This window comes from uncultured Pontibacter sp. (assembly GCF_947492645.1).
Classification (GTDB): domain Bacteria; phylum Bacteroidota; class Bacteroidia; order Cytophagales; family Hymenobacteraceae; genus Pontibacter.
Window position 1 is genome coordinate 398,224 of record NZ_CANLMZ010000006.1, and the last position, 13,696, is coordinate 411,919.

Below are 13,696 nucleotides of genomic sequence, written 5' to 3' on the forward strand. Positions count from 1 at the left end.
TTGTAAAGAAAAAGCGGTTCATTTTGGTAGCACAGCTTCTTTTTCGAAAACAGTACTAAGGCCTTCTTATTTTATATGTTTTCAGTAAAGGGTGTTTGGGTATTGATGCAGGAGTATGCCCTTGTTGCGTTACTATGTCGGAAGCACCGTTTACTATAAGAGATGCGTAAAGTTATAAACTAGGTCAGCAGCGTAGTATACACGTTTATGTGGGAGATTAAAAGTATGCCAGGATGAAGAGCAACGGGAGTAGCGCCGACCAGTATCTGAACAAGGTGAATTACTTATGCATATGCTACAAATAGGTGCAATTTTTTATTCCAATCTAAAACTCTATATTTGGTAAAGCTACCTACCTGCTGCTATGGACGATTTTAAAATCATACTTTATATACTGGCTGCTGTGGCCTATTTTCTGTTTTCGCAATGGCGTAAGGCATTTAATTCGTCTGATGCACGGGAAGACGAAGCACCTGCAAAACCACAGCAAAGGCGTGTGCAGCCGCAACAGCCTGCAAGACCAGTAACTTCGTTTGAGGACATCTTGCGTGAGCTTCAGCCAAAAATGGAGAAAGGAAGAGCCGAGGTAGAAAATGCAAGAGAAAGAGCCAGGGAAGTAATACCGCCTGTAATGGCGACGGTTGAAAGCGCCCCAAAGTATAGAAATTACGATGATATGGCTCCAAAGGCACTTTCCTGGGAAAAACCCGCTGAGGCCATCCAAGCTCAGAGAAGATCTGATGCTCGAAAGCAGCCCATATTTAAAGGCAATACTGAAAGCCTAAATACGAAGCCGAGCCGTTATGCTGCCATGCTTCAAAACCCCGCCACGGTTCGCGATGCTGTTATCCTGTCTGAAATCTTTAACAGAAAGTATACTTGATTTACGAAGGTATAATTTAACAAAGTAAAGCAGCAAAGGCCCGGCATAATAACCGGGCCTTTGCTGCTTTACTTTGTTGCCCTTATGAGGCCCCGCCTAAAGTATGGCGGCTTTATTGGCTCGTAATACGGGAATAACATGTAGCCTTTCGAAAATTCCGTTTTAAATCCATAGCCCTGCAATATACCATTTAACTCCTGCTGGTCTTGTTGCTTATGATAGGTGGTGATAGCCACTTTTAAAGGGCCATCTTGAGCTAATATTTTTTTACTACCTTCCAGCAAATCTGCTTCTGCGCACTCTACATCAGCTTTGATAAAGTTTACGTTGCCTTTATTTTCGAAGAAGCTATCAAGGGTGAGGTTATGTGCATCGTTTGAGTTGCTTACAAACTTATTCACTATCTCAACCTTCTCTTTCCAGGGGGCAAAAGTTGCTTCCAGGGCTTCAATCCATTTATTATCCGTTTCAAAAAGGTAAATTTTCTTGACTTTATCGATTACGCTAAGGGCAAAGTTACCTTCAGCAGCCCCGGCATCTGCCACCACATCGCCTTGGGCTACAGCAAAAGCGTCTGTTAGGTACCTGTGCGGCGACATCAGATCCTGCTCTAAAAGTAAGAAACTATAATTGCGCTTAATTTTACGCTCGCCCCAGGTTCTTTTAAAGTATAACTTTTTGCCTTCGTGTATAACATACCGCATACCCAGCGCTTTATCTAAGTATACCTTGGTGTCTACGGCCTTGTATTTAGAGGTAAAATTGTATGGGAATACCTGCAGCCGGTTATCTTTTAAGTATGCCAACGCCTCTTTTATCTCAGGGTCGGTTGTAGCGGAGGGCAAACTGCTGTAGTAGGATATGATCTCTTGCCTTAGTTTACTTTTAGCACCTGATTCGGTTAATAAGGAAAGCTTTTTAAGTAGCAATTTAGGGAGCATAAGGTTATTTGTGGTGAGATAGTAAGCTGTATGTATCTTAAAGGACGCATAAATTTTTATACTTAACAAAGGATGTATAAACATTAATACCAGAAAGATAAATCTTTACACCACAATTAATTTGCACAAACTACCTGTGCCAATGCTAAATCAGGGTTACTGCAATCCGTCGCCATGAGTGATGGCGTAGGTTACGATGTTGGCGCCCATACGCAAAGCCTGCTGCCGAACATGCTCCGGGTCGTTATGTATTTCAGCGTCCTCCCAGCCATTGCCTAAGTCTGTTTCATAAGTATAAAAGCAAATTAAGCGGCCTTTATGAATAATGCCAAAACCTTGTGGAGGCTTGTTGTCGTGCTCATGAATTTTAGGCAAGCCACCGGTAAAATTAAACTTCTGGCGATAAATAGGGTGGTCGTAGGGTAGCTCTACAAATTCATACTCTGGGAATACTTTTTTCATCTCCTGCCGGATGTATTTGTCCAATCCATAATTATCGTCTATGTGCAGGAAGCCGCCGCTGAGCAGGTAGTTGCGTAGGTTCAGCGCTTCCGAATCTGAGAAGACAACATTGCCGTGCCCGGTCATGTGTACAAAGGGGTATGTAAACAGTTCAGGGCTGCCCACCTCTACAACTGCCTCGTCAGGGGCAATGTTCATGTTCAGGTTCTGGTTGCAGAACCGTATCAGGTTAGGCAAAGATGTTTTGTTCGCGTACCAGTCACCGCCACCGTTATACTTTAGTTTAGCAATTCTGAAACTGTAGTTCTGAGCCACAGAAGCCAGGTTGGTCGTTAACAGTATTACTATCGTGAAAAAAATACGCTTCAGCATGCAGGATAACTAAGGTTAAAAACTGGTTTTACAAAGGGGCACTCAGGTCGTGGAGTACGTTTAAAGTATGGCATGCCACTAAGGCAGCCGTTTCGGTGCGCAGCCGGCTTTTACCTAAGGTAACAGGCCGTATGCCGGCTTCATAAGCTGCCGCAATTTCAGTAGTTGAGAAATCTCCCTCAGGGCCAATAAGAATACAATGCTGCTGCCCGTAGGTATAGTAATGCTTGATACTTTGGGTTGCATCATCCTCTAAATGAGCTATAAAAGTAGACGCTGGTAGCGACTTCTGCACAAACCTGTGAAATGGCGTTAGATCGTTTAGCAGGGGCAGGTAGCCTTTCTGTGATTGTTTCATAGCGCTTACCGCAATTTTCTCGAGCCTGTCTAAGCGCAGCTGCCTGCGTTCGGAGTGTTCGCACAGCAAAAACGTAATTTCGCTTACACCTATCTCCACGGCTTTTTCTACAAACCACTCCATGCGGTCTATGTTTTTAGTAGGGGCAACGGCTATATGCGTGTAGTATGGTAGCTTTCCGTATTCTATTTGCTTATCAATAATCTGTAACTGGCACTTTTTGTTGTTGGCATCCTGAATTACTGCTGTGTATAGTCCTCCCACACCATCCACTAAGTATACGGTATCGCCGTGGTGCAAACGCAGCACACGTGTACAATGCTTCGATTCCTCTTCAGGTAAAGTATAGAATCCATTATTGGTGATATCAGGAGTATAAAAAAGGTGCACTTTTAGTTAATGTTAAGTTTAGTTTAGTGGTGTTACTTTGATAGTTCTTTAAATATACGAAACTATGACTTTCCGGCTTAGCCTGTTTAAATAAAAAGCCTCTCTGCAGAAAGGCAAAGAGGCTTTTTATAGTTATGCAACAGCAGTTTAGGCTGTGACTTCTACGTTAGGCGCGCCGGCCAGTATTTCGTCGTTGGCATAGTCTGCATACTTCTGGAAGTTTTTAACAAACTTAGAAGCCAGGTCAGTTGCTTTGGCGTCATACTCTTCTTTGTTTGCCCAGGTATTGCGTGGGTTAAGTACCTCATCCGGCACATTAGGGCAAGTGTTTGGCATATCAACGCCAAAAATTGGATGCTTCGTAAACTCAACATTGTCAAGTTCACCGTTTAAGGCAGCCGTAATCATGGCGCGCGTGTAAGGTAGCTTCATACGTGAACCAACGCCATAAGGGCCACCGGTCCAACCTGTGTTGATCAACCAAACATTCACGTTGTTTTCTTCCATTTTCTTACCAAGCATTTCGGCATACTTTGTTGGGTGCAGCGGTAAGAACGCAGCTCCAAAGCAAGCAGAGAATGTTGTCTGAGGCTCAGTAACGCCAACTTCAGTACCGGCTACCTTTGCAGTATAACCTGAGATGAAGTGGTACATGGCCTGACTTGTGTTCAGCTTAGAGATTGGAGGTAACACACCAAACGCATCTGCAGTCAGGAAGAAAATATTTTTAGGAATATCGGCTCTTGATGGCTCAATCGCGTTATCGATGTGGTTGATAGGGTAGGCGGTACGTGTATTCTCTGTTACAGAGTTGTTTGTGTAATCCACAGTACGTGTGCCATCCACAAAACGGGTGTTTTCTACAATGGCACCAAACTTGATGGCATCCCAGATTTGCGGCTCTTTTTCACGCGTCAGGTCTATAACCTTAGCGTAGCAGCCTCCTTCAAAGTTAAACACGCTGTCTGCTGTCCAACCGTGCTCATCGTCGCCAATCAGGCCGCGGTTAGGGTCTGCGGAAAGTGTTGTCTTACCTGTGCCCGATAAACCGAAGAAAATGGCTGTATCACCATCTTTACCCACGTTAGCAGAACAGTGCATCGACAGGGTGTTGCGCTCTTGCGGCAGAATGTAGTTAAGTACCCCGAAGATACCTTTCTTCATCTCGCCGGCATAGCCCGTACCACCTATCAAAATCATGTTTTTTGTGAAGTTGATGATTGCAAAGTTTGACTGGCGTGTTCCGTCTACTGCCGGGTCAGCCTCAAACTCAGGGGCGCAAATGATTGTAAACTCTGGATTGTGGTTGGCAAGCTCTTCCTGCGTCAGGCGAAGGAACATGTTGTTGCAGAAAAGGTTCTGCCACGCCTGCGTGTTTACAATGCGTAAGTTTAAACGGTAGTCAGGGTGAGCTCCTGCATAAGCATCGCGTACGTATAGCTTTTTGTCTTTCAGGAAATCAACCATTTTAGCCTGCAGGGCATCAAATTTCTCTGGGTCGAAAGCGATGTTGATATCACCCCACCAGACAGTATCCTCTGTTTTGGCATCCTTCACCACGAAGCGGTCTTTTGGAGAGCGGCCCGTAAATTTGCCGGTATCGCACATTAAAGCACCTGTGTCAGTTAAAGCACCTTCGTTGTTTTTGATGGCTTCTTCCACAAGTTCGGCAGGAGTAAGGTTCCAAAGGATTTCCTTCGCCTCTTTAATTCCTAGATTATCCAGACCAACCTTAGATTTATATCCAGTTTCTTTCATTTGAATTTTTTGGGTTTTATTTATAAACGGTTTGCTTTACAACTAAGTACAAAAGTATAAAAAAATGCTTATCATAATATCGCGTTATGCAAATATTGCACAGGCTTGCACAGAAAGGCTCACGTGATGTAAAATATTTGCCGGAATGCATTTTTACTAATATATTTACCTTCTATGTTTGCTTAACTAATCTTAACTAAACTAAACATTCAATCTAATTAATTTCTATGTCTGTTAACCAACAACACCCTGATGCTGCGGTGGCAAAAGAAAATCTAAAGCATCCCAAGGGGCTGTACCTACTGTTCTTTACAGAGTTATGGGAACGCTTCAGTTATTACGGGATGCGTGGCCTCTTAATGCTATACCTCACTAAAACGGCCCTGGAAGGCGGTTTGGGTTATAGTGTAGCTGATGCAGCTTTGATCTACGGATACTTTACCGGCTTCGTATATTTTACGCCTATTATAGGTGGTTGGTTGGCCGATAAATACCTGGGACACCGCCGTGCTATCTTAATAGGTGGTGTGCTGATGGCGTTGGGCCAGTTCAGTTTGTTCTCTACACCTTACGTAGGCGTTGAGATGACCTATTTGGGACTGTTACTGTTAATCATAGGTAATGGTTTCTTCAAACCTAACATTTCTTCTATAGTTGGTAATCTTTACGCTCAGGGCGACCCGCGCCGCGATTCTGCCTTCACTATTTTCTATATGGGTATCAACATTGGTGCGTTTTTGGCGCCTCTTGTGTGCGGTTACCTTGCTGAGGATTACTTTGCAACTAAAGCAGTTGTAGATGGCGTGGAGCGCGTAACCAACTATGGTTTCCAGTATGGCTTCCTTGCAGCTGGTATCGGTATGGTTATCGGCCAGATCGTATTTAACACCTTAGGTCCGAAGCTTCTTGGTGACTTAGGCCTTAAGCCAGTTAAAGCTGAGAACGATGCTGAAACTGGAATGCCTGCTACTTCTAAAAAGCTAACGAAAGAAGAGATCGATCGTGTATCGGTTATCTTCATCATCTCTATTTTCGTGATCTTCTTCTGGGCAGGTTTTGAGCAGGCGGGTAGTTCCCTAACTGTCTATACCGACCAGTACATAGACCGTGAGGTTTTTGGTTTCCTTATTCCTACTTCCTGGTTCCAGTCTGTAAACCCATTGTTTATCGTACTTTTTGCGCCACTTACTGCACAGCTTTGGTTGTTCCTGGCTAAGCGTGGCAAAGACTTAAGCATTCCTACTAAAATGGGTATGGGTATGATTTTACTTGGTGTCGGTTTCTTCTTCATGGTGGGTGCTGTAATGGAGCGCGGTGGCGATAACGTTGCCGACGATACCATTAAAGCTAGCCTTGCCTGGTTGATCGCTACGTACTTCTTCCATACTATCGGTGAGCTTTGCCTATCGCCAATCGGACTTTCTATGGTAACACGCCTTGCGCCGGTTACATTGGTGTCTATGTTGATGGGGGTTTGGTTCCTGGCTCCGTTTGTGGCGCAGATTGCAGGTGGTTACATTGCTTCTTATGTAGAGGAGCTTGGCGCTTTAACTATTTTCTCTGCCATTGGTGGTTTCGTTATCCTGGCAGGTTTAATCCTGATAGCCCTTACACGTAAGCTGATGCACATGATGCACGGCCGCGGATAAGTATAAACAATTAATAAACAAGAAGCCCCTGGTTCTAATCGCAGAACCAGGGGCTTTTTGTTTTATACTTTACTTACTGGAGTATACGCTTCCGTCTTTAACAATTCTGAATTATTCCTATCTGATGCATTACGCATTCATGTTATAACATATTGATACTAAACCAGTAACAAAATGCGTCTATGCATTAATAGAAACATGTTCTAAACAGGGAGACTTCATACTTGAGTTTTCTAACCAAAAAAATAAACCATTTTGCTAAAACGATGTGTTGAAGGTTAAATTATACCTGTATTGCCTGGCGCTACCGGTATTAAACTTTATCACTTTTAGCCGAGTATGTTTTACAATTACAAAAGATTTTGCAGCACGTTTGTGCTGTTACTTACATTTTCTTTAGCTACAATTCTGACATCGTGTGATGTGCTGAACACCGCCGAAGAGCTTATTATTCCGGTTAAGCATGAAGATGCTTTCCAAATCAAAAAGGGGCAACATTCCTCCAATAGCCCACACAAAAGTATAAACACGCAGTTAATTCGCTTTGAGGCTACGTTTGACAGTTCTGCAATCTATACTTCAGTAAAGCCCGAAAACCAGGCAGATATTAATAAGCTGTATGGCGTGTCAGACTGCGGCTCGCACCACCATACCAACAGCGCCCGCTTTGGCTGGAGGTGGTATAACGGGAAACTGGAAATACTTGCCTACACTTACGTAAATAAAAAGCGTGACTTCAAGCTGATCCGTTCGGTTGAGATTGGGCAAACATATAAGTATGAGCTAAGGCTGGAGGACAAGCAGTATGTTTTTCTGGTAGATGGCGTGAAAACAGTAATGCCGCGCAACTGCAGCGGCGCCGGCAATGGCTACCAACTGTACCCATACTTTGGCGGAGATGAAGTGGCCCCGCATGATATCAAGATAGCTGTAAAGGATTTGCTTTAATACATTTTATACTTGCAGGAAAGTATTTTCTATTACACCACATTCTGCCGCAAAAAACAAAAGGCCTGAGCTAAATAAGCTCAGGCCTTTCTTTATAGGATACTATGGGATGTCTCTGATTACATCATGCCGCCCATACCGCCCATGCCACCTGGCATGCCGCCACCCATTGGAGCACCTTCCTCAGCAGGCTCTTCCGAAACTACACATTCTGTAGTTAGAAGTAGGCCAGCTATAGAAGAGGCGTTTTCCAGCGCAAGGCGTGTAACCTTAGTTGGGTCGATAATACCTGCAGCAAACATGTTCTCATACTTGTCGTCGCGGGCATTGTAGCCGTAATCAGCTTTGCCTTCACGCACAGCCTGTACTACCACAGAACCTTCGCCACCTGCATTAGATACAATTGTTCTAAGTGGTGCCTCTAGTGCAGTTCTGATGATCTGCACACCAGTTTGCTCGTCAGCATTGTAAACATCAATGTTATCAAGGGCATCAAGTGCACGGATAAGCGCAACACCACCACCAGCTACGATACCTTCTTCAACGGCAGCGCGAGTAGCATGTAAAGCGTCATCTACGCGGTCTTTCTTCTCTTTCATCTCAACTTCAGTAGAAGCACCGATGTAAAGGATAGCCACACCACCAGAAAGCTTCGCTAAACGCTCCTGTAGTTTTTCTTTATCATAGTCAGATGTAGTAGACTCCATCTGAGATTTGATCTGGTTTACGCGAGCAACGATATCATCCTTAGAGCCAGCACCATTAACGATAGTAGTGTTGTCTTTGTCGATGATAACTTTCTCAGCCTGGCCAAGGTACTCTAATGTAGCATTCTCTAGTTTGTAACCTCTTTCTTCAGAGATAACAGTACCGCCAGTCAGGATAGCAATATCCTCCAGCATAGCTTTTCTTCTGTCTCCGAAGCCTGGAGCTTTAACAGCGGCAATCTTAAGTGAGCCACGCAGTTTGTTTACCACAAGTGTAGCAAGAGCCTCACCGTCTACGTCCTCAGATACGATAACAAGTCCTTTACCAGTCTGAACTACCTGCTCCAACACAGGAAGCAGTTCTTTCATCGTAGAAACTTTCTTGTCGTAGATCAGGATGTAAGGGTTGTCGAACTCAGCTTCCATTTTCTCTGCGTTTGTCACAAAGTATGGAGAAAGGTAACCACGGTCAAACTGCATACCTTCTACAGTTTTTACCTCAGTTTCAGTACCTTTTGCTTCCTCAACAGTAATTACACCGTCTTTGCCAACTTTATCCATTGCATCGGCAATCATTTTACCGATCTCAGCGTCGTTGTTAGCAGAGATTGTACCTACCTGAGAGATCTCAGAAGAGTTTTCGATTTTCTTTGACTGTGAACGCAGGTTCTCAACAACGGCATGCACCGCTTTGTCGATACCACGCTTCAGGTCCATTGGGTTAGCGCCAGCCGCTACGTTTTTGATACCTGCTGTGTAAATAGCCTGCGCTAATACCGTTGCAGTAGTTGTACCGTCACCAGCCTGGTCAGCAGTTTTAGAGGCAACCTCTTTTACAAGCTGCGCACCCATGTTCTCAATCGCGTCTTTCAGTTCGATTTCTTTCGCTACTGAAACACCGTCTTTTGTAATAGTAGGAGCACCGAATTTCTTATCGATGATCACGTTGCGGCCTTTAGGGCCTAAAGTAACTTTAACAGCATTTGCCAGTTTGTCAACGCCAGCCTTTATTTTGCTGCGAGCGTCAGCATCAAATGTGATGTTCTTAGCCATAGTTATATCTATTAGATAATTAATTTAAAATGGGTTGAATTAAAGTACTGCCAGAATATCTGACTCACGCATGATCAGGTAGTCGTTACCGTCTACAGAGATATCTGTACCTGCGTATTTGCCATACAACACCTGGTCGCCAACTTTTACTTGCGGCTTCATCAAAGAACCTTGCTCAGATACTTTACCCTCGCCAACGGCTACTACCTCACCACGCTGCGGCTTCTCTTTAGCAGTATCAGGAATAATGATACCAGACTTTGTTTTTTCTTCTGCTGCAGCAGGAGCAACAATTACTCTGTCTGCTAATGGTTTAATGCTGATTGACATAGTTTGTTATGTTATTTAAGTTTTATGGTTGATAGTTTAATTTATAACCACAGGGGTATCATCATTTCTTGTGCCAAGGCTTGATTTCTGACACTTTAAGCCAAATTTTCAGTTTTTACAGCTGTTAACTCTGACAGCCTTGACATTTTTGGCAGAAGCCGGGAACTTTTCAGGGGCAGTTATGACAGGATAGAACCTGCCTAAAAACAAAGAAGCCGGCTTATGCGGCCGGCTTCCCTTATACTTTAAAAAGTAATTTTAGTTATTAGCTGTATCTATCATGGCAGGAATCTCAGCGGCATCAGGAATAGCAGCCGGATTCTCTTCTGTTGCACCAGGTAGTGTAGCAGGAGCTGCAGGCATGTTAGACTGGCGTGCACGCTCTTCGTTGATAGTTCTTTCAGCAGCGCCACCGTTAGATGAATTTACCATCATGTGTGTGCCAAGGGTAAGTACTACTAGTGCAATAGCAAAGCCCCAAGTAAGTTTCTCAAGCAAATCTCCGGTGCGCTTAACGCCCATAAGTTGACTTGTGCTACCACCAAACTGGCTTGAAAGTCCGCCTCCTTTAGGGTTTTGAGCCAACACAACCAAAATTAGCAGCACGCAAATGAAAACAATAATACTGATGAGGGCGATGTACATATTAGCTTAAGTTTTGTAATTTTTCTATCTGTTCAGCAAAGTAACTCTTTTTTTCCGGATTTTTCAAAAGGAGTTGCTCATATATTTTAATAGCTTTTTTTACTTTTCCTTGCTTCAGGAATATATTAGCCAGGTTTTCAGAGGCCATTCCTTTCTTTATTTTAGTGCTCTTAAGCGATAAATCTTCCTGAGGCTCAGGCTTAAGTTTAAAATTAGACATGGTTTTAAGCCGCGGGTTCAGCTTCAGAAACTGGTCGATAAGGTCTAATTGCTGGCTCAGGGAGTGCTGCGGCGTTTGCACCGCTTTTTCTAGTTCGTGGGTTTTGCTGTACTCCAGGATAAGCTCCGGGTGGAAGCCTTGTGGGCGCTGGCGCGTGTAATCGTCCTTTAGTTGCAACACTTCGCCCATGCGGCTCGAGCCCATCCAATAACCCAGGGCATCTTCAGCATACAGGCGATCGATCTCATCAAAAGTATAATTTATCTCGGCATCTGCAGCATCGGCTTTTTCTGCTGCCTCCTCATAAATATCATCAGAGGGTGTAGGTGCAGCCATTCCGGTAACCGGAACAGGCTGTGCTATACTTACTTCAGGTTCTTCTTCTGCTTCTAATTCAGACAGAGCGGCTTCAGTTTCAGTTAACGCATCTGCTATACTTTCAATAACATCAGTTGGCTCCTGCACAGGATCTGGGTCAGGCTTTTGTGCAAGCAAGTCTGTAAACGAAGAGCTTAGGCTGTTAATGGTAAGCAGCATGGCCAGTTCTGAGTCTAGTTGCTGCTGCTCTTCCTCAAGCGCCGCAGGAGTAGGCTCGTCCTGTTCTGGTTCTAAAGTGGCTGTTATACTTTCCTCCGGCTCCTGTGCCTGGTCTTCTACTTTAACATTATCTTCTACAACTTCTGCTTCCACAAATTCTGCAGCCTCAAAAACTGCTGCATCTGTTTCTTCTGCTGCCTGCACTACTATAACCGGTTCATCTGAAATTACTTCTTCTGCTGTAACAACAGGAGTGGCCTCCTGTGTAGGAGCTGCCTGTTCTGCGATAGGTGGTGTTTCAACTTTTTCAGCAGCTATACTTTCCTCGTATACAGGTTCGGCTATGGTAGAAGTATAAATAATGCGTTTAAGCAGCTGCCGGTCTGTGGCGTAAGAAGATGCTTTGCGCAAACGCTGCGTCGAAAGCATGCTGCCTTTATCGTAAGCGGATTTAGCGAGAAGTAAATGAGCAGTCTGGCAATAAGGGAACGTGGCGGCCACCTTTTCCAGCTCTTCTGTTTGCTGGTCAGAGATGTTCGCTACCTGTTTTATCAGTTTAAGGAAAGCTGATTTATTCATTTGGTGCTAGTAATACTTAGGGTGATAGTATATAACTACCAGTCTGCTACTGTTTTATTGAAAACGTCTGTTACCAAACGCTCTGTTAAGGCATCAATTTCGGCAGGGGAGATTTGTGTTACATCTCTGCCTTGCTGGAAATCCTGAGAGATACTGAATAACCTGTCAAAGTTTTTATCCGGGTCTTTGGCGTGTGTAAAGCGCACCTGTATCCCAAGGGTAAGTCTGTTTAATCCTGCAATATCATTAATGCCTTCGCGCTGTATGGCGGCAGGCGTATAGGTAAAGCTAACAATCTGCCCTTCCAATTGCAAGTCTCCGTCGCGCTGCACTATGTTCAGGTTAGAGTTGCGCTGAAAAAACTGCTTAAAGTTGTTTGTTACAAGCTGTGTCAGGTTGGCTGGGCCTTCTCCTGTACTATTGTCGAAGTTCTGAATAGAAATAGTGCGTACATCAGGTGGTAAGGTAGAGCCTGAAAAAGAGTAAACGCCGCAGCCGCCACATGTTAGTAGCAGTAGCGATAACGCATACACCCAAACGCTTTTACTAATCCTCAATATCATACTGCTTTAATTTGCGGTAAAGTGTTCTTTCTGAAATGCCAAGATCCTGGGCTGCATACTTGCGTTTGTTGTTGTGCTTTTTTAGCGCCTTCAGGATAAGCTCTTTTTCTTTATCCTCTAAAGATAAGCTTTCTTCTTCTGTTTCGTGTGTGATATCTTCTACTTTCTGATCCTCGTAGTCCTGCATCTGCGATTGCTTTACTGGTAAGTAAAACGCTTCGGAATGCTTGGGCTCCTGTTGCTGGTAAGTTGTGCGTCCGTTTATCGTTTCGATATTGTCGAAAAGGTGTCCGTGTTCCTTTATCAGGTCCTGGTCGTTGTGCTGGTTGGTCATGATGTCAAACACCAGTTTCTTTAACTCCGATACATCGCGGCGCATATCAAACAGCACTTTGTAAAGTATATCGCGCTCCGAAAACGATTGTTCGCTTGTGGTAGCCTCTTTATGCAGCAGGGCAGGCAGGTTGCTTTGCTGCCTGGGCAGGTAATGCCTCAGCTTTGTTCCGTCAATGTCACGGTCATACTCCAGCACCGAAATCTGCTCTACAATGTTTTTTAACTGGCGAATGTTGCCCGGGAATCTGAATGCCAGCAGTTCCTGCACAGCATCATGGGTAAGCGTGATCGGCTTAACTTTATACTTTTCGGAAAAATCGGAGGCAAATTTGCGGAACAGCAGGTAAATATCGTCGCCGCGCTCGCGCAGAGGGGGTACGGTAATCGGTACGGTGTTCAGTCTATAGTATAAATCTTCTCGGAAGCGGCCTTTCTCGACTGCATTCATCAGGTTTACATTCGTGGCGGCTACTACACGTACGTCCGTTTTCTGCACTTTAGATGAGCCGACTTTTATAAATTCCCCGTTTTCCAGCACACGCAGCAACCTGGCCTGGGTGCTTAAGGGCATTTCACCAATCTCATCTAAAAAGATCGTGCCGCCATCTGTAACTTCAAAATAACCTTTTCGCGTTTCGGTTGCACCCGTAAATGAGCCTTTTTCGTGGCCAAATAATTCCGAATCAATAGTGCCTTCAGGTATGGCACCGCAGTTAATGGCAATAAACTGGCCATGTTTGCGCGGGCTCATGTGGTGTATGATTTTTGAGAAAGATTCTTTGCCACTACCGCTTTCACCGGTTATAAGCACCGTCATTTCGGTAGGGGCCACCTGGGCTGCTACCTGTATGGCGTGGTTTAGCAAGGGTGAGTTACCGATAATGCCAAAACGTTGTTTTATACTTTGTATATCGATGTTGCGCATACTTCAATTTGGAGATTTGGAATTGTGAAGGCTTGAAGAA

General features: G+C 44.3%; 13 protein-coding genes. 3 read left to right on the top strand and 10 right to left on the bottom strand.

The genetic code is table 11. The annotated features are described in order from the left end of the window. Positions 1-364: 364 nt before the first annotated feature. Positions 365-883, top strand: coding sequence for a hypothetical protein (locus tag Q1A23_RS08275; RefSeq protein ID WP_299821888.1), 519 nt, complete (start codon positions 365-367; stop codon positions 881-883). Positions 884-951: 68 nt separating this feature from the next. Here Q1A23_RS08275 and Q1A23_RS08280 read toward each other — a convergent pair whose 3' ends face one another. The 4 genes from Q1A23_RS08280 to pckA form a co-directional block, all read right to left on the bottom strand. Beyond that, complete coding sequence (locus Q1A23_RS08280) at positions 952-1,824, bottom strand: FkbM family methyltransferase (protein ID WP_299821890.1); 873 nt, start codon at positions 1,822-1,824, stop codon at positions 952-954. 156 nt (positions 1,825-1,980) lie between these two features. After that, positions 1,981-2,658 (bottom strand): DUF4159 domain-containing protein, encoded by a 678-nt coding sequence (locus tag Q1A23_RS08285; RefSeq protein ID WP_299821892.1) that lies wholly within the window; start codon positions 2,656-2,658, stop codon positions 1,981-1,983. A 28-nt stretch (positions 2,659-2,686) separates the two neighbouring features. Then, positions 2,687-3,406, bottom strand: coding sequence for a 16S rRNA (uracil(1498)-N(3))-methyltransferase (locus Q1A23_RS08290; protein WP_299821894.1), 720 nt, complete (start codon positions 3,404-3,406; stop codon positions 2,687-2,689). Positions 3,407-3,553: 147 nt separating this feature from the next. Then, positions 3,554-5,164 carry a phosphoenolpyruvate carboxykinase (ATP) gene (pckA, locus tag Q1A23_RS08295; protein ID WP_299821896.1) on the bottom strand — a complete coding sequence of 537 codons (1,611 nt, stop codon included), beginning with the start codon at positions 5,162-5,164 and terminating at the stop codon, positions 3,554-3,556. A gap of 227 nt (positions 5,165-5,391) precedes the next feature. Between pckA and Q1A23_RS08300 the strand changes: the two genes are divergently transcribed. Together Q1A23_RS08300 and Q1A23_RS08305 are read left to right on the top strand one after the other, a co-directional pair. Beyond that, positions 5,392-6,813 carry a peptide MFS transporter gene (locus Q1A23_RS08300; protein WP_299821898.1) on the top strand — a complete coding sequence of 474 codons (1,422 nt, stop codon included), beginning with the start codon at positions 5,392-5,394 and terminating at the stop codon, positions 6,811-6,813. A gap of 339 nt (positions 6,814-7,152) precedes the next feature. Then, entirely contained in the window at positions 7,153-7,761 is a 609-nt protein-coding gene (locus tag Q1A23_RS08305) for a hypothetical protein (protein WP_299821900.1), read from the top strand. Between the two features lie 119 nt (positions 7,762-7,880). On the opposite strand, the gene groL is transcribed toward Q1A23_RS08305, so the two are convergent. The 6 genes from groL to Q1A23_RS08335 form a co-directional block, all read right to left on the bottom strand. Next, positions 7,881-9,521 (bottom strand): chaperonin GroEL, encoded by a 1,641-nt coding sequence (gene groL, locus Q1A23_RS08310; protein WP_299821902.1) that lies wholly within the window; start codon positions 9,519-9,521, stop codon positions 7,881-7,883. Between the two features lie 39 nt (positions 9,522-9,560). Continuing rightward, entirely contained in the window at positions 9,561-9,851 is a 291-nt protein-coding gene (gene groES, locus Q1A23_RS08315) for a co-chaperone GroES (protein WP_219877071.1), read from the bottom strand. A gap of 258 nt (positions 9,852-10,109) precedes the next feature. Next, positions 10,110-10,496: a preprotein translocase subunit SecG gene (gene secG / locus Q1A23_RS08320; protein ID WP_299821905.1), complete on the bottom strand. Its 387-nt coding sequence runs from the start codon at positions 10,494-10,496 to the stop codon at positions 10,110-10,112. Between the two features lies 1 nt (position 10,497). After that, on the bottom strand, positions 10,498-11,832 hold the full coding sequence (locus Q1A23_RS08325; RefSeq protein WP_299821907.1) for a hypothetical protein: 1,335 nt from the start codon (positions 11,830-11,832) through the stop codon (positions 10,498-10,500). 35 nt (positions 11,833-11,867) lie between these two features. After that, positions 11,868-12,395 carry an LptE family protein gene (locus Q1A23_RS08330; protein WP_299821909.1) on the bottom strand — a complete coding sequence of 176 codons (528 nt, stop codon included), beginning with the start codon at positions 12,393-12,395 and terminating at the stop codon, positions 11,868-11,870. After that, entirely contained in the window at positions 12,379-13,656 is a 1,278-nt protein-coding gene (locus Q1A23_RS08335) for a sigma-54 dependent transcriptional regulator (protein WP_299821911.1), read from the bottom strand. The genes Q1A23_RS08330 and Q1A23_RS08335 overlap by 17 nt, the downstream gene beginning before the upstream one ends. Between the last annotated feature and the right edge of the window lie 40 nt (positions 13,657-13,696).